The sequence below is a fragment of the Hyunsoonleella sp. J2K-J805 genome (assembly GCF_057167125.1).
In genome coordinates, this window is record NZ_CM169901.1 from 1,210,813 (window position 1) to 1,232,321 (window position 21,509).

Below are 21,509 nucleotides of genomic sequence, written 5' to 3' on the forward strand. Positions count from 1 at the left end.
ACAACAACGGCTATAGTTCATTACGGCTGAAATTCCTAATCGGAATTTCGAGCCTTTTTGCTAAATTTATGGTTACGGCGGAATGATACTCGCGTACCATTCCGTAACGAAACCATAGCCAAAACCGTTAACGAAACCCTTCTAATTCTCAGGTATCGCCTTTAAAATCTCCAAAACAAACTTCCAATATTTTTGAACGGACGAAATTTGTGCACGTTCATCTGGAGAGTGTGCCCCTTTAATATTTGGTCCGAAACTAATCATATCCATATCAGGATAGTTTTGCCCTAAGATACCACATTCCAAGCCAGCATGACACGCAGCAACATGAGGTTTTTCTCCATTAAGTTCTTCATAAAGTTTGGTCATTACTTTTAAAATAGCGGAATCCATATTTGGTGTCCATCCAGGATATGCTCCTGAGAACTCCACTTCGCAACCTGTTAGTTCAAATGTTGCTCTTAAGCTATTTGCCAAATCCAGTTTTGAACTTTCAACTGAGGAACGGGTTAAGCATCCCACTTTTATGTGTCCGTCTTTTACAATTACCCGCGCAATATTATTTGAAGTTTCCACCAAATCTGGGATATCAGCACTCATACGATATACACCATTTAAAGCGGCGTACATAGCCCTAGTAAAACCTTCTTGTACTCCTAAATCCATGATACTTTTTGGCGTGTTGCATTTGGTGGCTTCTATCACCAAATTGGGTTCCATGGTGTTGTATTCTTTTTTAATGCTTGCTGAAAGCTCGCTTATTTTGGAAATAAAAGCATCTTCATGTATGGCGTCAATGGCAACCACAGCTTTACTTTCCCTAGGTATCGCGTTGCGTAAACTACCCCCATCAATTCGAGAAATGCGCAGACCGAAATTCTCAAAACCATCAAATAATACACGGTTCATAATTTTATTGGCATTCCCCAAGCCTTCATGAATTTGCATGCCTGAATGTCCACCCTGTAAGCCTTTTACGTTGATTTCATATCCAACTTTGAATTCTGGCGTCTCTTCTTCGTCATAGGCTCTGGTTGCTGTAATATCCACACCACCAGCGCACCCCACTCCTATTTCATCATCTTCTTCGGTATCTAAATTCAACAGAATACCACCTTTTAGCAATCCGCCTTTTAGCCCCATAGCACCTGTCATTCCCGTTTCCTCATCAATTGTAAATAATGCCTCGATTTCTGGATGTGGAATATCTGTGCTTTCTAAAATTGCCATAATCGTGGCAACCCCCAAACCATTATCCGCTCCCAATGTGGTACCTTTTGCTTTTACCCAATCGCCTTCTATAAACATCTCGATGCCCTGTGTATCAAAATCGAAATCGGTATCGTTATTTTTTTGATGCACCATATCTAAATGCGACTGCATCACTACCGTAGTTCTATCTTCCATTCCAGGGGCAGCAGGTTTCCTTATGATGACATTACCTACATCGTCTTCAATGGTTTCCAAACCAAGGTTTTTGCCAAAATCTTTCATAAATGCAATAACGCGCTCTTCCTTTTTTGAAGGTCGTGGAACGGCATTTAAATCGGCGAATTTATTCCAAAGTACTTTGGGCTCAAGTTGTCTTATATCGTTGCTCATGCGGTTGTTTTTAACGAATACCAAAGATAGCAAAAATGCTACGACATTGGCAGCTACTCCTGATTGAAACGGCATCCTTTTTTGAGACTACCGAGACCAAAATATATTTTGGTTGAAGGTATCGAAGCGAAGCTTTAAAAAAGATATAGTGGAAAGCAGGAAGAAACTTTTTGGGAAGCAACACGAACGCTGCGGTACAAATTTTTAGTATTTTTGAGATATGCTGAAAAAGAAAAAAACGCTTCTTGCTTTAAGCTTAATCCCGCAGATATTGCTAGTAAAATGGCTCTCGAAGTACCCAGAACTTATTGAGCAGTACTATAGCGAAGGGTTGTACCAAACATTGTCAAAACTCTTTCGGTTTGTTTTGGGTTGGCTGCCATTTTCATTTGGTGATTTGGTTTATGGATTGGGCGGAGTTTACATGATTTGGTGGTTTTTAAAAAACAGAAGCCGGATTTTAAAGGACTTTAAAAATTGGCTGGTGGATGTTTTTGCTGCGGTGTCGTTAATTTATTTTGCGTTCCACTTGTTTTGGGGGATGAATTATTATCGTTTACCACTGCACGATAACTTAAATTTAAATGCGGATTATACCACCGAACAGCTTGTACATGTGACTGAAAAGTTGATTTCTGTTTCGAACGATTTACATTTAAACCTCATAAAAAATGATACTTTAAAAGTTGATGTGCCTTACGATAAAAATGAGGTATTTAATTTAATTCCAAAGGGTTATGACAATTTAAAAACAGTGTTTCCCAATTTGGAATATCATCCTGAAAGCACAAAACAGTCTTTATTTAGTTACCCATTAACTTATATGGGCTTTAGCGGGTACTTAAATCCGTTGACTAATGAATCGCATGTAAATGGGCGGATTCCCATGTATAAATTTCCCACTACAACGTCTCATGAAATTGCCCATCAATTGGGGTATGCTGCCGAAAATGAAGCGAATTTTATCGGTTTTATGGCAGCTTCAAACAATGACGATATCTATATTAAGTATTGTGGATACACCTTTGGGCTTCGGTTTTGCCTTAATGAAATTTACAACCGGGACGCATGCCTTTTTGAAGATTTACTTGCTGACGTAAACTCAGGTATTTTGAAAAACTACGAGGAATCCCGAAAGTTTTGGCAGGCGCATGAAAACCCTCTTGAGCCTTTTTTTAAACTGTTTTATGGTAATTTTTTAAAGGCAAATAATCAAAGTAAAGGTATGGAAAGCTATAGCTATGTTGTGGCGCTTTTGGTGAATTACCTGGAAAACGAACCGCTTTAATTTAGTGACACTAAAAGAGCGTAAGCCAAAGATGACTTCTTTAAAAATATTACTACATCCCACTATTCTACAATTTTAGCGCCTTCCGAAACCTCAAAAATTTGGGGATTAGGTTTTTCTTTGGTAAGCTTAATATTCATGAATTTTAGATCGTTACGCTTTTCGGTAGGTAAATTATTCTCATATTTATACCATGTAAGCGTTTCTGGTAGTACCAGCCCGTTAACAGTTTGCCAGTTGCTGTATTTAATAAAATGAAATTCTTTGCTTTTTGCTTTTGAAAAAAATGTAACCGTATAACCTAACCATTCCATTTTATGCGTTTGGGGATCGTAATACATAATATATTCATCTTCTGGGGACTCTCCCACTCCCGCTTCATATGAAATCTTTATTCCTGGATATGTTTTTCCTTCAAATTCTAAAGATGCCACATCTTGATAAATAATACCATCGTCCGCTAGAACAAAAGGCATGGCATAAAAATAGAACATCAAATTATAATAAAACTTAGCGTTCTGTTTGTACTGGGTGGTGTCTTTGTTTTTTAACCAAACGTTTTCGCCATCAAAACCGATAGTGTGTTTTGGCATTTCTATGAGTGATTTTCTGTTTTTCAAGTCGGTTTTGGTCACCTCATCTCCATTTGGTTTTTGCATGGTAAACTCTAGAAATTGCATGTTATTCCATGAGTCGACACCACCATGCGCATCAAAGACTTTTGTGATGTTTTCAGGATATATGCTTGTAGTAACATCTAGCGTTTCATCAGCGTAATTTGAGGTGTCTTTTTTATCATTTTTGCATGACATTACAACAACGAATAATAGCAGTGAAAACAAGGTTTTCATTTATGATAATTTTAAATACATCTGGTTTGACGAAGTTAAGGGAATATAATTACAACAAATCCGCTACATTTGCCTTACTATTTATGAAAACGATACAAAGTATTCAAAATCCTACGGTTAAGCAACTAGTGCAGCTTCGTGATAAATCCCGCGAACGCAAAAAAACCGGCTCATTTTTAATTGAAGGCAAACGTGAAATTTCTTTAGCTATTAAGGGAGAATATGAATTAGAAACCATCTTGTTTTTCCCTGAATTGTTTTCAATTGAGCAGGTAAACGATTTAACAAATCAACAAATCAACACTATTAAAATCTCAAAAGAGGTACACCAAAAACTAGCCTATCGGGATACCACGGAAGGTGTTTTAGCAGTAGCAAAATCAAAACTAAACACCTTATCAGATTTAAAATTCCAGTCTGAAATCCCTTTAATTCTGGTAGCGGAAGCTCCCGAAAAACCTGGAAATATTGGTGCCATTTTAAGAACTGCTGATGCCGCCAATGTGGATGCTGTAATTATTGCTAACCCAAAAACTGATTTATACAATCCGAACATTATCCGCTCCAGTGTTGGCTGTGTATTTACCAATAACATTGCTACTGGAACTACTGATGATATTATTGACTTTTTAAAGTCTAAAAATATTCAAATTTACTGTGCCGCTTTACAGGCTTCGGTTAATTATCATACTCAAGATTTTACGAAACCATCTGCCATTGTTGTGGGAACCGAAGCCACTGGTTTAAGCAATATATGGTTGAAAAATTCTAGTCAAAATATTATTATTCCTATGCAGGGTGAAATAGATTCTATGAATGTATCGGTTGCTGCTGGAATACTTATTTTCGAGGCAAAAAGACAGCGAAGTTTTCTTTAAAAAACTCTCAATTATAAAATAACAAAATACAAATTCCAAAAGGTAGTTGGAGTTTGAAACTTTTAAACATTAAAACTCATGAACTCACAGAGTTTATTTTACATCATCATCGCCATAATCATTATCAATTTTATAGTTGATAAAATTTTGGATGCCCTAAATGCTAAACATTTTAACGCTACACTTCCCGAAGAATTACATGATGTATATGATAGTACGGCATATAAAAAATCTCAAAACTATAAGGCGACCAAGTATAAGTTTGGATTGATAACTTCCACGTTTTCTTTTTTATTGACTCTTGGATTTTTATGGGTTGATGGGTTTGAATTTGTAGATAACATTGCCAGAAGCTACAGCGACAACCCGATAATTATTGCTTTGATTTTCTTTGGAATTATTATGGTTGGCGCTGATATTTTAACCACGCCTTTCTCTTATTTCAGCACGTTTGTTATCGAAGAAAAATTTGGTTTTAACAAGACCACTAAAAAAACCTTTGTTTTAGATAAAATTAAAGGCTGGCTCATGACGGCAATTATTGGTGGCGGAATTTTGGCTTTGATTATTTGGTTTTATCAAATTACAGGAAAACACTTTTGGTTATATGCTTGGGGACTGGTTGCGGCATTCACCTTATTTATGAATATGTTTTATTCAAAACTGATAGTGCCGCTGTTTAATAAACAATCTCCTTTAGAAGATGGTAGTTTGCGTGATAAAATTTCGGCGTATGCCAAGACTGTCGGGTTTAAATTGGACAAAATTTTTGTGATTGACGGTTCTAAACGCAGTACAAAAGCCAATGCCTACTTTTCTGGTTTTGGAAGTGAAAAACGGGTAACGCTCTACGATACCCTGATTAACGATTTAGACGATGAAGAAATTGTCGCGGTTTTAGCGCACGAAGTCGGACATTACAAAAAGAAGCACATCATTTTTAATCTGTTTGCTTCAATTTTACTTACAGGACTAACCTTATTTATTCTGTCGCTTTTTATTTCAGAACCAATACTATCACAAGCTTTGGGTGTGGAAAACCCAAGCTTTCATGTTGGATTGATTACTTTTGGATTGCTTTACGCTCCTATTTCAGAAATTACAGGATTGATTATGAATGTGTTTTCTAGAAAATTTGAATATCAGGCAGATGATTATGCGAAGAATACTTATAAAGGCGAACCACTAATCACTTCACTTAAAAAGCTCTCAAAAAATAGCTTGAGCAATTTAACACCGCATCCAGCATATGTATTTGTACATTATTCTCATCCTACACTTTTGGAGCGGATTAGGAATTTGAGGAGTTAAATAATTCTAATCACCCCTGCTTTTACTCTTTTTAATATCCTCTAAAATCCAATCCAGTTCTGGATCTCTTTGTTCTTGTATGTCTTGGATTGTTGGCAGAATTTCAACATCTGGTTTTATACCATAACCATCAGGCTCTTGCTTATAGGGCGCTTCAATTTGCATCAAGCCAATTCTGGTTGCCAATTTTGAATTTGGCAATTCATATAACTTATAAAACCCTGCCACAGTGCCGTTATAAGCCCCACCCGTTTCCTCACCAACAAAGGTTGCGCGTTTGGTAGCGTGCAAATTTGTGGAAATAATGGAGGACGCCGAAAATGAATTGCCGTTAATGAGCACATATACTTTCCCTTTGAAATTAAGCGGATTTGGCGCTTCTGGTTTGGCATACTTAAACTTGTAATACAGCGTACCATCGCGCTTTTTCACGCGAAGTAAATTTTGCACTATTAAAATAGGAGATAATATACCTGATAGTATTTTAACCCCTGTGGGTGTCGTATTGCTCATTATAGATTTCAAAATAGGCAACCTACTATTTACCTCACTTTCTGTGATAAATTGAAATTCTTTATCGGTTAAATAAGAATACAAACGTTCTATTTCTGATATACGTCCACCGCCATTATCTCGTAAATCTAAGATAAAGTGTTTTGCGCTGGCTGAATCTATTTTTTTAAAACTTTCCTCGTAGAACTTCTTGTAGTTGCCGTTTGAAAATCCTCTAATTTTCATATAGGCCACAGTGCTATCTTTGCCTATAAAACTAAAATTCCTAGTGTATTCCTTGGTTCTTGAGATATAGCCGTGTTTTTTATTGTACTTTTTTCGTTTTTTTGCTGCTGTTTTTAGGCTATCTTTTTGTTGTCTGGTTAGCTTTTTAGGTTTTGGTTTTTTAATGCTATCGTTTTTTATGGCTGTAGAATCTATGTTCTTTTTTTCCTTTTTAGGAATGCGTTTAAACATCTTGGAAAATATAGAGTCCTTGGTTTTAAAGGTAACTTCTAGACTATCTAAAAACCCCTTATCTCTTACATACAACGCTCTAAATGCTTTGCTCACAAATCTATCATGTAAGGTGGTATTAAACCCATCTGACGCAAAACGAGTCTTGTAGGTTTCTACTAATTTTGAAGTTGGTTCACCAGCTATTTCTATTGCCTCTGCACCAACAAAGGACGAATCTTTTCCTACAGTACGTTCTACTAAAAGTTTACCGTCTATATATTCAAAATCCAAGTCGTAAAACTCAAATTTCTTTTCCTTAAGTACTTTTCTCTCCTTTCTTTCAAATTGCTTTCCTGGTGGACGAACCGACACATGTCCCTGCCTTACATTCGTTAAAACCGGAGCTAGTTTTTTATAAAAATCACGCGAATTCATTGGCGCTTTAATGGATTGTTTTAAGCTATCAAACTTAAAATCCATAGCGCTTTTTGGGGTATATTGATACAGTTTGGGATGGTGCTTCTGTAATTGATGATACAGCTTATCAACATCTTCTTTTAAATCTTCAACGGTATGTAGTTTGGTAATTTGCTCATTATGCTTTTTTACGCTGGCACAGGATGAAAGCAAAACAATAAAACCAAAGATTAGTAAAAATTTCTTCATACTTAAAAATGATATTATGCTAAAATAGATGCATTTTAAGAGATACAAAAATTGATTAGTTTTTATTTAACGTTTTAGGTTGCAAACACAATTATTTCTCATATTTAAACTCTAAATTGAATTATTAAGGTCACCGCTTTGCGGGAATTTATGTAGTTTTGCAACATGCAAAAAACCATTAACATACAGAACAAAAAGGCACGTTTTCAATATGAAATATTGGACAAATATACTGCTGGTATTGTGTTAACTGGTACCGAAATAAAATCTATTAGAAGCAGTAAAGCGTCAATTGCAGAAAGCTTTTGCGAGTTTAATGACCGCGGCGAACTCTTTGTGGTGAACATGACCGTGGAAGAATACGCATTTGGTAATTACTACAACCACAAGCCTAAGGCCAAAAGAAAGCTTTTACTGAATAAACGTGAACTAAAAAAACTGGAAAAAGAGGTTAAAAACACAGGGTTAACCATCATACCACTGCGTTTGTTTATTAATAATAAGGGGTTGGCTAAACTTGATATTGCCTTAGCCAGAGGTAAAAAACTGCATGATAAACGTGAAACGATTAAAGACCGCGACAATAAGCGTAACCTTGATAGAATTAAGAGAATCTACAAATAAAAAACTTTTGGTTTTCAAACCACTATAACTAAATCAAAAAAAATTAAGAGTGTATTAACCTTAAAAAGGTTTCTATTTTACTAATTTGCCTTTTCAAATTTATTAAGAATGAAAAAATTAGCGTGTCTGCTTGTTTTAAGCTGTTTTGCTATTTCTATCCAAGCTCAAAAAAAGTCTAAAATAGAAGCCAAAACTGAAACCAAAGAATTTGTAGTAGATAGTTCTAAGGTACTTACACTGCATAAAACGGTAAAAGCGTTGTATGAGGTAATTTCTGCTGAAAAAGAGGAAGATCGTAATTGGAAACAATTCAAGTTTTTGTTTTACCCTAATGCCAAGTTAATTCCAACAGGGATGAACCCCGATTTTGAATATAAAGCAAAATACATCACACCCGACGAATACATTAAAAACTCTGAAAAGTGGTTAAAAATGAATGGGTTCATAGAAAAGGAAATTAATAGAGAGGTAAATATATTCGGTAATATTGCCCATGTTTTTTCTACATACCAATGTTACCACAGTGCGGAAGACAAAAAACCTTTTATGCGCGGTATTAATAGTATTCAATTAATAAACGACGAAAACCGCTGGTGGATTGTTAACTTACTTTGGGCACAAGAAACAGAAGACCAACCTATTCCTAAAAGATACCTACCAAGCAAAAAATAAACAGATGAAGACAAAAATTAAGAGCAGTATTTTTATAGCACTGATGTTGACGTTTTTGGGTGCAGCAACTCAAGAGCAATCAAAACCGGTCTTTAAAGATGGTGAAGCACAAATAGTTGATACATTTAATACACCTGAAAAATGGATTAGACATGATGTATTTGTTGAAACAGAATTTGATTCGGATGGCGATGGCAAATTAGATAGGATGCATGTAGATGTTACACGCCCATACCAGACTGAAACGGAGGGATTAAAACTTCCTGTAATTTATGAATCTAGCCCGTATTATGCCGGTGTTGCTCCAGATATAGATGGTGTGTTTTGGGATGTAAAACATGAATTAGGAGATATAGGGCCTGAGCGCGCGCATCCAGAAGTAACGCGCCTAGGAGAACGCCCTATAATTTCTAACTCACAAATTAAAACTTGGGTTCCGCGAGGTTATATTGTAGTACACTCCTCTTCACCTGGCACAGGATTATCGCAAGGATCGCCAACTGTAGGTGGAGATAACGAATCTTTAGCACCTAAGGCGGTAATCGATTGGCTAAACGGACGCGCAAAAGGTTATAAAGAGCCTTATGGCGATGAAGAAGTGAAAGCATTTTGGAGTACTGGTAAAGTTGGAATGACGGGAACATCATACAATGGTACAATTCCTTTAGCTGCTGCAACCACTGGTGCTGATGGTTTGGAAGTAATTATACCTGTGGCACCAAACACATCATACTACCACTATTATAGAAGTAACGGTTTAGTGCGTTCACCTGGAGGTTATCTAGGTGAAGATATTGATGTGTTATATGACTACATTCATAGTGGCGATGAATCCAAACGTGCCGCAAATAATAAAAGAGTAAGAGATACCGAAATGAAAAACGGTATGGACAGGAAAACTGGAGATTATAATGAATTTTGGGCTGGTAGAGATTATTTAAATGATATGAAATCTATGAAAGCCGCCATGTTAATGTCGCACGGGTTTAATGATTGGAATGTAATGCCAGAACACAGTTATAGAATATACAAGAAGGCTAAAGACATGGGGCTAGAAACAGCCATTTACTATCACCAGTTTGGTCACGGGGGTCCACCTCCAGTTTCTATGATGAATAAGTGGTTTACGCATTATTTACATGGTGTAGATAACGGTATTGAAAATGAACCCAACAAAGCATTCATTGTTCGTGAAGGAGACAATATGAAAAACCCAACGGCTTACAAGGATTATCCAAATCCTGAAGCTAAAAATGTAACCTTACACCTTACCTCTGGAGCTCCTAAAATTGGAGGTTTAACACTATTACAACCGGAGTCGCAGAAAACAGAAACGCTAATTGACAATTATTCGTTTAATGGTGCGGCATTAGCAAAAGCGGATATCACAGAACACAGACTGCTCTATGCAACACCAAAATTGACTAAAGACATTCATATTTCTGGTGTACCGAAAATAACAGTAACATTAGCAAGTAGTAAACCTGCAGCTAATTTATCAGTGTGGTTGGTATCTTTACCTTGGAGTGAAGGCAGACGCGTAAAAACAACAGATAATATTATAACTAGAGGTTGGGCAGATCCTCAAAACCACAAATCGATAAGCCAAAGCAAGCCCTTAAAACCTGGTAAATTCTACAAGGTTACTTTCGATTTGCAACCAGATGATCAAATTATAAAAGCAGGACAACAAATAGGGCTGCTAATTTTTTCAAGTGATAAAGAATATACCTTACATCCAGAACCAGGAACAGAACTTACAGTAGATTTAGATGAAACACAACTAGTTTTACCCATAGTTGGTGGACTTGAAACATTCTAAAAAGCAAAATAATGGCTAAATTTTATACTGAAATAACACCAGAACTACAATCTTTTATTGAAATACAAAAAATATTTTTTGTAGCTACCGCTGCTGCGGAAGGTAGAATTAATCTATCCCCAAAAGGACTAGCGGACACCTTCAAAATAATTAATGAAAACACGGTGCTTTGGCTAAACTTAACAGGAAGTGGCAATGAGACCGCAGCGCATATTTTGCAAAATAATAGAATGACTGTTATGTTTTGCTCTTTTGAAGGCAAACCACTTATCCTGCGTCTCTATGGTAAAGCAGTTGTGTATCACGAGAGAGATACTGAGTTTCAAAATTACAAACACCATTTTCCTAAAATTCCCGGTACCAGACAAATTGTAGAGATGAAAATAGAAAGCGTACAAACTTCCTGCGGTTATGCAGTACCCTTTATGGATTTTAAAGAAGAACGCCAACAACTTAATTCTTGGGCTGAAAAGCAAGGTAAGGAACGTATTGAAAACTATTGGAAGGAGAAGAATGTAAAGAGTATTGATGGGTTAGAGACTAAAATCTTTGGAGATTAATCGATCCACATTCTGTCATGCTGAACTTGTTTCAGCATCTAAATCTTCAATAAACTTGAAATAAATGCCAAAACGAGCCTACCACAATTATTGGGTATATATTATCACCAACAAACTTAATGGTGTACTTTACATCGGCGTAACTGGAGGAATAGATGATAGAATAGAACGACATATTTTGGGTGAGGGCAATTCATTTTCCGCAAAATACAAGTTAAAACGTTTAGTATATTTTGAAGAGTTTCAATTTATTGAAGATGCTATTAAAAGAGAAAAGCAGCTGAAAAATTGGCATAGGCAATGGAAAATTAATCTAATAGAAAAAGAAAATTCGAATTGGGATGATTTGTGGAAGCCTCTAAATAAAATTTCAAAAAATAGATAGAGTTAGAATACCTAGAACTCCCAGTATTTGTCATGCTGAATTTATTTCAGCATCCTTATTGTATGAGATCCCGAAACAAGTTCAGGATGACAGGTTCTTAGAACAAAATATAGACTTTAAAATGAAGAATGAAATTTTCGAAAAACTTGTTGCTGACAATTTAAGTTTTGATGAGCTTGACAATTATATTACTACTCAAGAAAAACAAAATGAGAGTCTATTTAATGGGTTATCAAAAAAAGTAGCTACTGCCTTTTTAAATAATGAAATTGATTTTCTCAGTAGCACAAATGCAATTACACAAATACACCTTGTTTGGATGTCAAAAATACCTACAAATCGAGAGATTGAAAGGGATATGTTGTTTTTAGATATCGAAGCTACATTTGACAATAACGAGATGTCATATATTGAAAGTGGAGATGACTTACCATATATAACCAAAAAGACGAAAGCTGATTTAATAAAAGTTCTAAATATGTATTAAAGTAGATTGCAAAAAAGAGAAACAATTAAAAAGAGGCAAGTATCCATCTCTGTCATGCTGAATTTATTTCAGCATCTTAATTTTTTAGATCCTGAAACAAGTTCAGGATGACACGTCATTTTTATTAAGTTTTGATATTGAATGAAAAAATATAACCCCTCAAGTTCAACTAAGGAATACTGGTCCAAACGCTACCAAGACAACAGCACGGGTTGGGACATTGGCGAAACATCAACGCCACTAAAAACTTATATAGATCAACTCAAAAACAAAGATTTAAAAATTCTAATTCCAGGTGCTGGAAATTCCTATGAAGCTGAATATTTATTTAACCAAGGTTTCAAAAATATTTATGTTTTAGATATCGCTAAAGAGCCTTTAGAAGCATTTCAAAAAAGAGTTCCTGATTTTCCTTCTGAACAAGTTGTGCAAGACGACTTTTTTATGCACCAAGGGAACTACGATTTAATTATTGAACAAACGTTTTTCTGCTCCTTTCCTCCGCTTTCAGAAACTCGCAAAGGGTATGCAAAACAAATGCATGAGTTACTCAACATTAAAGGAAAACTTGTTGGTCTTTGGTTTGATTTCCCACTGACGGGAGATATGGAAAATCGCCCTTTTGGTGGTTCAAAAGAAGAATACTTAAGTTATTTTGAACCGTATTTTAAAGTTATAACTTTCGAGCGATGTTACAATTCCGTTGCACCTAGAATGGGAAATGAATTGTTTGGAATCTTTAAGAAGAATAGATCGGGCCAGAACTACTAACTACCAACTACTAACTGCTAACTGCTAACTGCTAACTGCTAACTGCTAACTGCTAACTGCTAACTGCTAAAAGTATTAATTCCTATCCTCCAACAAAGGCACAAAACGAAATTCCCCCAATTCATGCTTTTCAAATTCCTTAGGTCCTTTTCTAATAAAGAGTGTCATTACTTGCACATCATCACCAACGGGAATGACCAAGCGCCCACCATCTTCTTTTAATTGAATTAATAAAGGCTTTGGTACAAATGGCGCACCAGCTGTAACTATAATACTATCAAAAGGAGCTTCTTCTGGTAAACCTTTATAGCCGTCTCCAAAAATTAATTTCTTAGCTCTATAGCCCAACTTTGGAAGAAACTTGCTCGTTTTTTTAAATAATTCTTGTTGGCGCTCAATACTATACACTTTAGCTCCTAGCTCACACAGTACCGCAGTTTGGTAACCGCTTCCTGTGCCAATTTCTAACACTTTATCACCCAGAGACACTTGCATTAATTCAGTTTGAAATGCTACGGTATATGGTTGTGAAATCGTTTGGTCTGCAGCAATGGGAAACGCTTTATCTTGATAGGCATGGTCTAAAAATCCAGAATCCATAAATAAATGTCTTGGTATTTTACCTATGGCATTCAAAACTTTTTCGTCTTGTATACCTTTAGCTTTTACTACGTTAACCAATTGTTGGCGCAAGCCTTGATGCTTAAATGTATCTTTCAATTTTCGGGAGGTTATTTTAGCACAATTTACTTAAACATTTTTAACCTAAAAACAATTTTCACAGAATTTAAATTTAGTATCTTTAAGCTGTAAAAAAACAACGATTTCTATAACAGTTAACGACGTTTTTTTCAAATAATTAAATAGTAAAAATAGCTTCAATACAAAAACAAAATTATGCTAAAAGCTGGTGTTTTAGGTGCAGGTCATCTGGGAAAAATTCATTTAAGACTTTTAAAACAATCCGACAAGTATGAATTGGTAGGTTTTTACGATGCAGATACTGCAACTGCCCAAAAAGTTGCTGATGAGTTTGGGTATAAGCTATTCAAATCCATTGACGCATTAATTGATGCGGTTGACGTTGTAGATATCGTAACACCTACACTGTCGCACCATGACTGCGCCATAAAAGCCATTACCAAGGGTAAGCATATTTTTATTGAAAAACCCATCACTAATACCGTTGCTGAGGCCGAAGATATTAGAGCACTGGTAGCACTTCATAAAGTAAAAGGACAAGTGGGGCATGTTGAGCGTTTCAATCCCGCCTTTCTTGCCGTAAAAGAAGATATTAAATCACCAATGTTTATTGAAACACATCGGTTGGCCGAATTTAACCCAAGAGGTACCGATGTTCCCGTAGTTTTAGATTTAATGATTCACGATATTGATATCATTTTAAGCATTGTAAAATCTGAGGTAAAACATATTTCTGCGAGCGGTGTTGCGGTAATCAGTGATACGCCCGATATTGCTAATGCCAGAATAGAGTTTAAGAATGGTTGTGTGGCAAATTTAACGGCTAGTAGAATTTCATTGAAAAAAATGCGCAAAGGCAGATTCTTCCAAAAAGATGCATATATATCCGTGGACTTTTTAGAAAAGAAGTGTGAAGTAGTTAAAATGAAAGATGCGCCTGAAAACCCAGGAGATTTTGATATGATTTTACAAAATGCTGAGGGTATCAAAAAACAGATTTACTTTGATAATCCTAAAATTCCAGAGGTAAACTCAATCTTATCAGAACTGGAAACTTTTGCTGATGCTATAAATAATGACACTACACCTGTAGTTACTTTGCATGATGGTACGGAAGCATTGCGTGTGGCGAATATGATTATTAATCAGTTCTAAAAAAAGCCCCTCCTAACCTCCCCAAAAGGGAGAAACTTTACTCAATTGAAAAAGAGTTAAGCAAAGTTGGAAAATAATTTTGAAGAAGATATAAGTTTAGCAGAAAGTCAAGTCCTCAATTTCGATAAAATCGGAATCATCAATCTGCAGAAATAATGAGCGAAGAAACGGAAATGCTACGCGCGGCGCAAAGCATGTAGTTTCGAAAGCGAATGATCCGCAGGAATTTCCTCAGATTGATTTGATTTTTTGGTTCGTTTTTTATCAAGAAAAAATGAACATAAATAAATTTTAAAATATGAAAAATATAGCAGTAATTGGAGCGGGCACTATGGGCAACGGTATTGCTCATGTTTTTGCTCAAAACGGTTTTAACGTCAATTTAATTGATGTTAACCAAAACGCTTTAGACAAAGGATTACGAACCATTTCTAAAAACTTAGATAGAATGGTTTCAAAAGAAAAAATATCTATTGAAGATAAAGACAGTACACTTCAAAAGATATCAACTTTTACTGATATTAAAAATGGTGTAAAACATATAGATTTGGTAGTTGAAGCTGCTACCGAAAATCTAGCGTTAAAGCTTAAAATTTTCAAAGATTTAGATGAAGCTTGCTCAGATTCAACAATTTTAGCAACCAACACCTCCTCTATTTCTATTACACAAATCGCTGCTGCTACCTCAAGACCAGACCGTGTTATAGGTATGCATTTTATGAATCCTGTCCCCATTATGAAATTAGTAGAAATCATCCGAGGTTATAATACAAGCGATGATGTTACCAATATGATTATGCAGCTCTCAAAAACATTAGGAAAGGTTCCTGTTAAGGTGAATGACTATCCAGGATTTGTTGCCAACCGCATTTTAATGCCTATGCTTAATGAATCTATAGAAACATTGTATAATGGTGTTGCGGGTGTTGAAGAAATTGATACTGTTATGAAATTAGGAATGGCACACCCTATGGGGCCTTTACAATTAGCTGATTTTATTGGTTTAGATGTCTGTCTATCCATTTTGAATGTTATGTATGATGGATTTAAAAACCCCAAATATGCACCATGCCCACTTTTAGTAAATATGGTACATGCAGGAAAACTGGGCGTAAAATCTGGAGAAGGATTCTATGATTATTCTGAAAGTAGAAAGGCTGAAAACGTATCTCAACAGTTTTTGAAGTGATGCCCCAATCGTATGAAACGCACTTTAATTCTATTCATTCCAATATTGGTATTATTCACTTGCAATGATATTGGTAAAAAAGTTTTCAAACCAGAACCATCGGAAACTCAAATGATATATCGAGCCAGACAAAATTTATTTTTAAAACTATTTAAGTCTAACCCTAATTACATTTCAAATGGTTTTGATTTTCCTGTCGGAAAGCCAATCGCCAAACGCTATTATAACGCTCAAAAATTTCAAGAAAATAATCATCTAGGAGATGACTGGAACGGTATAGGCGGTGGCAATTCTGATTTAGGCGATCCGATTTACGCAATTGCAAATGGATATGTAAGTGAGTCAATAGATTATGGTGGTGGTTGGGGAAATGTTATTAGAATTACGCAATATCATGAAAAACGAATTATATGAATCTGTTTATGCACATTGTGATACAATTTTAAAAACACAAGGCGATTTTGTTAAAAAGGGTGATAAAATCGGAACAATTGGAAACTGTAATGGTACATATTTGGCACACCTGCATTTCGAAATAAGAGATTCTTTGGATATGGATATTGGTTCAGGTTATTCTGAAAACATTGATGGTTATCTTAACCCAAATAAATTTATTATTAATAATCGAAAATAAATCTAATTCATCAATTAAACTTGCCTTAATGTTCCTACTAGGATAACTTTGCAAACATGAGCATAGAACAAAACTTAAAACATATACTTTCCGAAGTCCCTGAAAACGTTACCCTCGTTGCCGTTTCAAAAACAAAACCAGTTGCAACCATTATGGACGCTTATAACGCTGGACATCGCATTTTTGGCGAAAATAAAGTTCAAGAAATGGTAGATAAATATAAGGAAATGCCAAAAGACATTGACTGGCATATGATTGGGCATCTGCAACGAAACAAGGTAAAATATATGGCAAGCTTTGTGCGTTTAATTCACGGTGTAGATAGTTTTAAATTACTAAAAGAAATTAATAAACAGGCTAAGAAGCATGAGAGGATAATAGATTGTCTTTTTCAAATTAAAATTGCAGAGGAGGATTCTAAATTCGGCATGTCTGCCGACGATGTATCAGATATTATTTCGTCCAAAGCATTTACTGAATTACAAAATATAAAAATAACTGGTGTTATGGGTATGGCCACTTTTACAAATGATGAGGTTCAAATCAAAAAGGAATTCATGTATTTAAAACATACTTTTAACACTCTAAAATTGCTAGAAACCTTTAACTTTAAGCCCGAAATTATAAGCATGGGTATGAGCGGAGATTATAAATTAGCTATTGATTGCGGCAGTAATATGATTCGCGTAGGAAGTAGTATTTTTGGAGCCAGAAATTATTCAAATTAAATTAAACTTATTTACGCAATATTAGACATAGAAACCACAGGTGGTAAGTATAATGAAGAGGGAATTACTGAGATTGCCATTTATAAATTTGATGGTCATGAAATTGTTGATCAGTTTATAAGTCTCGTTAACCCAGAGCGAGACATTCAGCCTTTTGTAGTAAATCTTACAGGTATTAATAGCAACATGCTTCGTAATGCCCCAAAATTTTATGAGGTGGCCAAGCGTATTGTTGAAATTACTGAAAACTGCATTATAGTTGCCCATAATGCTCAGTTTGACTATCGCATTTTACGTACCGAATTTAGTCGTTTAGGCTTCGAATTTGAACGTAGATCACTCTGCACCGTTGAGCTTTCCAAATATCTTATCCCAGGGCAAGCATCGTACAGCTTAGGAAAACTAGTGCGTGCATTAGGTATTCCTGTTGCCGACAGACACCGAGCATCTGGGGACGCCCAAGCCACGGTAAAGTTGTTTAAAATGCTTTTGGATAAGGATACTGAAAAGAAGATTATACAAGATGTAGTGCGTTTAAATCCAAAACGTCAATTAGAGCCCAAACACTTGGATATCATAGCAGAATTACCAGCCATAACAGGTGTATACTACATTCATAATGAGGAGGGAGAAATCATCTACATCGGTAAAAGTAACAATATAAAAAAGCGCATTAATCAGCATTTCACGAATACAAATCCTAAATCAAAAAAATTACAATCTTTAGTCGCGGCGGTAACATATGAAGCTACTGGGAGTGAGTTAGTAGCACTTTTAAAAGAAAGTGAAGAAATCAAAAAAAACAAACCCATTCTTAATCGCGCCCTAAAGCGCACAAACTTTACTCATGCGCTTTACAGTTTTATAGATAAAAACAATTATATCAATCTAAAAATTGATGTTGCAGACGGAAGAAAAAAGCCTATTACCACTTTTAGCAATAGACAAAGTGGAAAAAGCTTTATCACAAAAGCGATTGAGGACTATGGCCTATGTCAAAAACTATCGGGGCTGTATAAAACCAAGTCTAGTTGCTTTAACTATGAAATTAAAACCTGTGCTGGAGCTTGTATCGGTAAAGAGCCCGTTGAAATGTATAACAAGCGCGTATCATCACTTATTAACAAAAATAGTTATGCCAATAAAAATATGGTAATAATTGATAAAGGCAGGGATATTGATGAACGTAGTGCAATTTTGATAAAAAATGGAATGTTTCAAGGTTTAGGGTTTTTCAACCTAAATTATCAAATTAATAATCTGGACGTTCTGGAATCAATCATTACACCAATGCAGAACAGCAGAGACACACAACACATTATACAAAGTTACCTACGACGTAATAAAAAAGTAAAACAACTAATTATTGATAGTTAATGAGACAAATTTTACAACTTCTAATAGTTTTAATTGGAATTTCGGCTTACCCACAAAGCGACGCTACCGAAGATCCTGTTTACAGAGTTTCGCTAAGTGATTTAAAACTTAATAGTTATCCAAAGGATTCTACCGCAAATGCAATTGTATTGTATGAATATGGTAAAAGCTACGTTGACAGAAATGAATATGATTTGAGAACAGAAATAAGGCGGAAAATTAAAATATTTAACAAAGAAGGCTTTGATAATGCAAACGTTACCATCTACCTTTATCAAGGCGATGGTAGTACGTACGAAAAAGTCAAAGATATTTTCGCATATACCTATACGCTAGAGAACGATGAAGTAGTAAAAACAGACCTAGATCCAAAAAATATTTACCGAGAAGAATATAATGAAAACATCACCATGGTAAAGTTTACCCTCCCAAATATAAAGGAAGGCTCCGTAATAACATATAGCTACAAACTTGAGTCTCCTTACATGCGAAAATATCATGGATGGGAATTTCAAGGACATATTCCCAAAATATACAGCGAATACAATACAAGTATTCCTGGAAATTGGCTATATCACATAAAACTAGTTGGCGGTAAAAAATTAAGTACCAATACTATGGATATAAAAAAGCAATGCTTGCAAATGTACAATGGTGCCAGCGCTGATTGTTCGGTGGCAAAATATATAATGAAAGATATTCCTGCTTTCATCGAAGAAGACTATATGACTACCGAAAGCAATTATCTGGCAAGAATTGAGTATGAACTAGAGACCTTCAGAGGAATGGACGGCACCGTAAAACACTACACAAAAAGTTGGAAAGATGTAGATAAAGAATTTAAAACAGATAAGGATATTGGCCGACAATTAAGAAAATCTATCGATGTAGACGAACTTCTTAGTGAAGATATTATAAATATGCCCGATCCGTTGGAAAAGGCCAAGGCTATTTATCATTTTGTTCAAAATGAATATACTTGGAACGGAGAATATCGCATATTTAAAGATGTTTCAGTTAAGAATCTTATTAAGAATAGATCTGGTAACATATCATCTATCAATATACTCCTTCACAATCTCTTAAGAGATAATGGTATCACTGTAAACCCCATACTACTATCAACAAGAAATAACGGACTTGCAACAAAACTATACCCAGTTTTTACAGAGTTTAATTACCTATTGGTGCAAGCAACCATTAATGAGAAAAAGTATTTATTGGATGCTACCGACAAGTTTTTAAATTTTGGACTTGTACCCTACAGATGCTTAAATGGCTATGGTAGGCGCATTGATTTTAAGAAGGGCAGTGAATGGATTGATATAAAAGCTCCATCGAAATCTTCCATGCTCTATATGGTAGATTTAAGCTTTGATGAGCAGCAAAATTTAGTTGGATCTGTAAAAGGTAAAACAACTGGATATCATGCTTTAAACTCAAGAAAAGCTTATTTCCCAAATGAAGACGCTTACGTGGACGAACTTCAAAACAATACTATAGATATTGATATTTCTAACCACAGCATAGAGAATTCGTCAATAACAAGCCCTAGTTTTTCTGAAAGTTATGATGTAGAATATGAAGCCGAAAGCATCAGTGAAACGATATATCTAAATCCCTTTCTATTTCCATTTTTTAAAGAGAACCCCTTTAAACTGCAAGAGCGAACGTATCCTATCGATTTTGGGTATGAAGACCGCTATATTTATATGCTACAATTCAACTTAGGTGACGACTATACCGTACAAGAAAAACCAGAGTCCATCGTAATGAACCTTCCTAACAAAACAGGCTCTATTATGTTTTCAACCAAAGTAATAGGTAATTTGATAAACATGACACTCAATATAAGTTTTAATGAAGCCGTATATCCGTCAGAATATTATCCATACCTAAAGGAGTTTATGAATCAGGCTGTAAATATACAAACCAACTCTCTAATAGTCTTAAAAAAGAAGTAATAAAACTTTACTATTTTTGGTACTATGGAAAACACCAAGCAACAAAGCTGGCGCAGTAAACTTCATGATATAATTTATGAGGCAGATACACGTGGGGGCAAAATCTTTGATGTTATTCTATTCATAACAATTATCGCTAGTATCATTTTGGTGATGCTAGAAAGTATTAAAAGCTTTGATGAAAAATATCACAGTTTTTTAAATATTGCCGAGTGGGTTATTACAATATTATTTAGTATAGAATACATCGCGCGTATCATTACAGTAAAAAAACCCTACAAATATATTTTTAGTTTTTACGGTATTGTAGATTTATTATCCACGCTTCCAAAGTACATTTCGTTACTATTTGGCGGTGTTCATGCATTGGCTGCACTTCGCGCAATACGATTGCTAAGAATTTTTAGAATCCTAAAATTAGCTCGCTATTTAGGCGCATCAAAATTACTAACATCAGCTATAAAAGCAAGTCGTGCCAAAATTTTGGTGTTCCTATTCGCAGTAATTATACTATGTATTATTTTTGGTACACTTATGTATTTAGTAGAAGGTGAAGAAAGCGGCTTTAAAAGTATACCTGTGAGCGTATACTGGTGTATCGTAACCCTTACCACAGTTGGCTTTGGCGATATTGCGCCCGTTACACCTCTAGGTCAGTTTATTGCAGCAATTATCATGATTTTAGGTTACGGTATCATAGCGGTACCAACCGGAATTGTTTCCGCAGAATACACCGCACAAGGCAAAAAAGAGCCTTTGAAACCAGAAGATAGAGTACGCCTCAATTCGCAATCTTGCGAAAACTGTCTTGCCGAAGACCATAGAGATAAGGCAGATTTTTGTTATAACTGTGGCGAAAAATTACATATTTAAGCTTTGGGCGTTACCCCTC

The 21,509-nt window shown here is 35.4% G+C and carries 22 protein-coding genes; 18 read left to right on the forward strand and 4 right to left on the reverse strand.

Annotated elements, in window-relative coordinates:
• Positions 1 to 141 precede the first annotated feature (141 nt).
• A complete protein-coding gene (locus AC1B0Z_RS05305; RefSeq protein WP_483794534.1) occupies positions 142 to 1,602 on the reverse strand; it encodes an aminoacyl-histidine dipeptidase in 1,461 nt (486 codons plus the stop codon).
• 220 nt (positions 1,603 to 1,822) lie between these two features.
• Between AC1B0Z_RS05305 and AC1B0Z_RS05310 the strand changes: the two genes are divergently transcribed.
• A complete protein-coding gene (locus tag AC1B0Z_RS05310) occupies positions 1,823 to 2,890 on the forward strand; it encodes a DUF3810 domain-containing protein (protein ID WP_483794536.1) in 1,068 nt (355 codons plus the stop codon).
• A gap of 62 nt (positions 2,891 to 2,952) precedes the next feature.
• Here the strand turns inward: AC1B0Z_RS05310 and AC1B0Z_RS05315 are convergent, their stop codons facing one another.
• Complete coding sequence (locus AC1B0Z_RS05315) at positions 2,953 to 3,741, reverse strand: DUF6503 family protein (RefSeq protein WP_483794537.1); 789 nt, start codon at positions 3,739 to 3,741, stop codon at positions 2,953 to 2,955.
• Between the two features lie 83 nt (positions 3,742 to 3,824).
• Between AC1B0Z_RS05315 and AC1B0Z_RS05320 the strand changes: the two genes are divergently transcribed.
• Together AC1B0Z_RS05320 and AC1B0Z_RS05325 are read left to right on the forward strand one after the other, a co-directional pair.
• Positions 3,825 to 4,619 (forward strand): TrmH family RNA methyltransferase, encoded by a 795-nt coding sequence (locus AC1B0Z_RS05320; RefSeq protein ID WP_483795250.1) that lies wholly within the window; start codon positions 3,825 to 3,827, stop codon positions 4,617 to 4,619.
• Positions 4,620 to 4,697: 78 nt separating this feature from the next.
• The gene (locus AC1B0Z_RS05325) at positions 4,698 to 5,930 is read left to right on the forward strand and encodes a M48 family metallopeptidase (RefSeq protein ID WP_483794539.1); all 1,233 of its coding nucleotides are present in this window, start codon (positions 4,698 to 4,700) and stop codon (positions 5,928 to 5,930) included.
• 6 nt (positions 5,931 to 5,936) lie between these two features.
• Here AC1B0Z_RS05325 and AC1B0Z_RS05330 read toward each other — a convergent pair whose 3' ends face one another.
• Positions 5,937 to 7,547, reverse strand: coding sequence for a S41 family peptidase (locus AC1B0Z_RS05330; protein WP_483794541.1), 1,611 nt, complete (start codon positions 7,545 to 7,547; stop codon positions 5,937 to 5,939).
• Positions 7,548 to 7,712: 165 nt separating this feature from the next.
• On the opposite strand from AC1B0Z_RS05330, the gene smpB reads away from it, so the two are divergent.
• From smpB to AC1B0Z_RS05365, 7 genes are all read left to right on the forward strand, one after another.
• The gene (smpB, locus tag AC1B0Z_RS05335; protein ID WP_483794543.1) at positions 7,713 to 8,171 is read left to right on the forward strand and encodes an SsrA-binding protein SmpB; all 459 of its coding nucleotides are present in this window, start codon (positions 7,713 to 7,715) and stop codon (positions 8,169 to 8,171) included.
• Positions 8,172 to 8,279: 108 nt separating this feature from the next.
• Positions 8,280 to 8,843 carry a hypothetical protein gene (locus AC1B0Z_RS05340; RefSeq protein WP_483794545.1) on the forward strand — a complete coding sequence of 188 codons (564 nt, stop codon included), beginning with the start codon at positions 8,280 to 8,282 and terminating at the stop codon, positions 8,841 to 8,843.
• A 4-nt stretch (positions 8,844 to 8,847) separates the two neighbouring features.
• A complete protein-coding gene (locus AC1B0Z_RS05345) occupies positions 8,848 to 10,665 on the forward strand; it encodes a Xaa-Pro dipeptidyl-peptidase (RefSeq protein ID WP_483794547.1) in 1,818 nt (605 codons plus the stop codon).
• An 11-nt stretch (positions 10,666 to 10,676) separates the two neighbouring features.
• Positions 10,677 to 11,225: a pyridoxamine 5'-phosphate oxidase family protein gene (locus AC1B0Z_RS05350; RefSeq protein WP_483794549.1), complete on the forward strand. Its 549-nt coding sequence runs from the start codon at positions 10,677 to 10,679 to the stop codon at positions 11,223 to 11,225.
• A gap of 64 nt (positions 11,226 to 11,289) precedes the next feature.
• Positions 11,290 to 11,610 carry a GIY-YIG nuclease family protein gene (locus AC1B0Z_RS05355; protein ID WP_483794550.1) on the forward strand — a complete coding sequence of 107 codons (321 nt, stop codon included), beginning with the start codon at positions 11,290 to 11,292 and terminating at the stop codon, positions 11,608 to 11,610.
• 121 nt (positions 11,611 to 11,731) lie between these two features.
• Positions 11,732 to 12,097 (forward strand): hypothetical protein, encoded by a 366-nt coding sequence (locus tag AC1B0Z_RS05360; protein ID WP_483794552.1) that lies wholly within the window; start codon positions 11,732 to 11,734, stop codon positions 12,095 to 12,097.
• A 141-nt stretch (positions 12,098 to 12,238) separates the two neighbouring features.
• Entirely contained in the window at positions 12,239 to 12,868 is a 630-nt protein-coding gene (locus tag AC1B0Z_RS05365; RefSeq protein WP_483794554.1) for a methyltransferase domain-containing protein, read from the forward strand.
• Between the two features lie 75 nt (positions 12,869 to 12,943).
• Here AC1B0Z_RS05365 and AC1B0Z_RS05370 read toward each other — a convergent pair whose 3' ends face one another.
• Complete coding sequence (locus AC1B0Z_RS05370; RefSeq protein WP_483794556.1) at positions 12,944 to 13,588, reverse strand: protein-L-isoaspartate(D-aspartate) O-methyltransferase; 645 nt, start codon at positions 13,586 to 13,588, stop codon at positions 12,944 to 12,946.
• A 177-nt stretch (positions 13,589 to 13,765) separates the two neighbouring features.
• On the opposite strand from AC1B0Z_RS05370, the gene AC1B0Z_RS05375 reads away from it, so the two are divergent.
• The 8 genes from AC1B0Z_RS05375 to AC1B0Z_RS05410 all read left to right on the forward strand — a co-directional run bounded on the left by AC1B0Z_RS05375 (position 13,766) and on the right by AC1B0Z_RS05410 (position 21,490).
• Positions 13,766 to 14,725 carry a Gfo/Idh/MocA family protein gene (locus AC1B0Z_RS05375; RefSeq protein WP_483794558.1) on the forward strand — a complete coding sequence of 320 codons (960 nt, stop codon included), beginning with the start codon at positions 13,766 to 13,768 and terminating at the stop codon, positions 14,723 to 14,725.
• A 298-nt stretch (positions 14,726 to 15,023) separates the two neighbouring features.
• Positions 15,024 to 15,914, forward strand: coding sequence for a 3-hydroxyacyl-CoA dehydrogenase family protein (locus tag AC1B0Z_RS05380; protein ID WP_483794560.1), 891 nt, complete (start codon positions 15,024 to 15,026; stop codon positions 15,912 to 15,914).
• 12 nt (positions 15,915 to 15,926) lie between these two features.
• Positions 15,927 to 16,328: a hypothetical protein gene (locus AC1B0Z_RS05385; RefSeq protein ID WP_483794562.1), complete on the forward strand. Its 402-nt coding sequence runs from the start codon at positions 15,927 to 15,929 to the stop codon at positions 16,326 to 16,328.
• Positions 16,309 to 16,548 (forward strand): M23 family metallopeptidase, encoded by a 240-nt coding sequence (locus AC1B0Z_RS05390; RefSeq protein WP_483794564.1) that lies wholly within the window; start codon positions 16,309 to 16,311, stop codon positions 16,546 to 16,548. Before AC1B0Z_RS05385 ends, AC1B0Z_RS05390 begins: the two co-directional genes overlap by 20 nt.
• 56 nt (positions 16,549 to 16,604) lie before the next feature.
• Positions 16,605 to 17,276 (forward strand): YggS family pyridoxal phosphate-dependent enzyme, encoded by a 672-nt coding sequence (locus AC1B0Z_RS05395; protein ID WP_483794566.1) that lies wholly within the window; start codon positions 16,605 to 16,607, stop codon positions 17,274 to 17,276.
• A 9-nt stretch (positions 17,277 to 17,285) separates the two neighbouring features.
• Positions 17,286 to 18,653, forward strand: coding sequence for an exonuclease domain-containing protein (locus tag AC1B0Z_RS05400; protein WP_483795252.1), 1,368 nt, complete (start codon positions 17,286 to 17,288; stop codon positions 18,651 to 18,653).
• Positions 18,653 to 20,617, forward strand: a complete 1,965-nt coding sequence (locus AC1B0Z_RS05405; RefSeq protein WP_483794567.1) for a transglutaminase family protein — start codon at positions 18,653 to 18,655, stop codon at positions 20,615 to 20,617. Before AC1B0Z_RS05400 ends, AC1B0Z_RS05405 begins: the two co-directional genes overlap by 1 nt.
• Before the next feature lie 24 nt (positions 20,618 to 20,641).
• Positions 20,642 to 21,490, forward strand: coding sequence for an ion transporter (locus AC1B0Z_RS05410; protein WP_483794569.1), 849 nt, complete (start codon positions 20,642 to 20,644; stop codon positions 21,488 to 21,490).
• Positions 21,491 to 21,509 lie beyond the last annotated feature (19 nt).

Excerpts from the sequence above, each read along its gene's own strand:
- AC1B0Z_RS05305 (WP_483794534.1), bottom strand. The coding sequence starts at position 1,602 with ATGAGCAACGATATAAGACAACTTGAGCCCAAAGTACTTTGGAATAAA.
- AC1B0Z_RS05310 (WP_483794536.1), top strand. The coding sequence starts at position 1,823 with ATGCTGAAAAAGAAAAAAACGCTTCTTGCTTTAAGCTTAATCCCGCAG.
- AC1B0Z_RS05315 (WP_483794537.1), bottom strand. The coding sequence starts at position 3,741 with ATGAAAACCTTGTTTTCACTGCTATTATTCGTTGTTGTAATGTCATGC.
- AC1B0Z_RS05320 (WP_483795250.1), top strand. The coding sequence starts at position 3,825 with ATGAAAACGATACAAAGTATTCAAAATCCTACGGTTAAGCAACTAGTG.
- AC1B0Z_RS05325 (WP_483794539.1), top strand. The coding sequence starts at position 4,698 with ATGAACTCACAGAGTTTATTTTACATCATCATCGCCATAATCATTATC.
- AC1B0Z_RS05330 (WP_483794541.1), bottom strand. The coding sequence starts at position 7,547 with ATGAAGAAATTTTTACTAATCTTTGGTTTTATTGTTTTGCTTTCATCC.
- smpB (WP_483794543.1), top strand. The coding sequence starts at position 7,713 with ATGCAAAAAACCATTAACATACAGAACAAAAAGGCACGTTTTCAATAT.
- AC1B0Z_RS05340 (WP_483794545.1), top strand. The coding sequence starts at position 8,280 with ATGAAAAAATTAGCGTGTCTGCTTGTTTTAAGCTGTTTTGCTATTTCT.
- AC1B0Z_RS05345 (WP_483794547.1), top strand. The coding sequence starts at position 8,848 with ATGAAGACAAAAATTAAGAGCAGTATTTTTATAGCACTGATGTTGACG.
- AC1B0Z_RS05350 (WP_483794549.1), top strand. The coding sequence starts at position 10,677 with ATGGCTAAATTTTATACTGAAATAACACCAGAACTACAATCTTTTATT.
- AC1B0Z_RS05355 (WP_483794550.1), top strand. The coding sequence starts at position 11,290 with ATGCCAAAACGAGCCTACCACAATTATTGGGTATATATTATCACCAAC.
- AC1B0Z_RS05360 (WP_483794552.1), top strand. The coding sequence starts at position 11,732 with ATGAAGAATGAAATTTTCGAAAAACTTGTTGCTGACAATTTAAGTTTT.
- AC1B0Z_RS05365 (WP_483794554.1), top strand. The coding sequence starts at position 12,239 with ATGAAAAAATATAACCCCTCAAGTTCAACTAAGGAATACTGGTCCAAA.
- AC1B0Z_RS05375 (WP_483794558.1), top strand. The coding sequence starts at position 13,766 with ATGCTAAAAGCTGGTGTTTTAGGTGCAGGTCATCTGGGAAAAATTCAT.
- AC1B0Z_RS05380 (WP_483794560.1), top strand. The coding sequence starts at position 15,024 with ATGAAAAATATAGCAGTAATTGGAGCGGGCACTATGGGCAACGGTATT.
- AC1B0Z_RS05385 (WP_483794562.1), top strand. The coding sequence starts at position 15,927 with ATGAAACGCACTTTAATTCTATTCATTCCAATATTGGTATTATTCACT.
- AC1B0Z_RS05390 (WP_483794564.1), top strand. The coding sequence starts at position 16,309 with ATGAAAAACGAATTATATGAATCTGTTTATGCACATTGTGATACAATT.
- AC1B0Z_RS05395 (WP_483794566.1), top strand. The coding sequence starts at position 16,605 with ATGAGCATAGAACAAAACTTAAAACATATACTTTCCGAAGTCCCTGAA.
- AC1B0Z_RS05405 (WP_483794567.1), top strand. The coding sequence starts at position 18,653 with ATGAGACAAATTTTACAACTTCTAATAGTTTTAATTGGAATTTCGGCT.
- AC1B0Z_RS05410 (WP_483794569.1), top strand. The coding sequence starts at position 20,642 with ATGGAAAACACCAAGCAACAAAGCTGGCGCAGTAAACTTCATGATATA.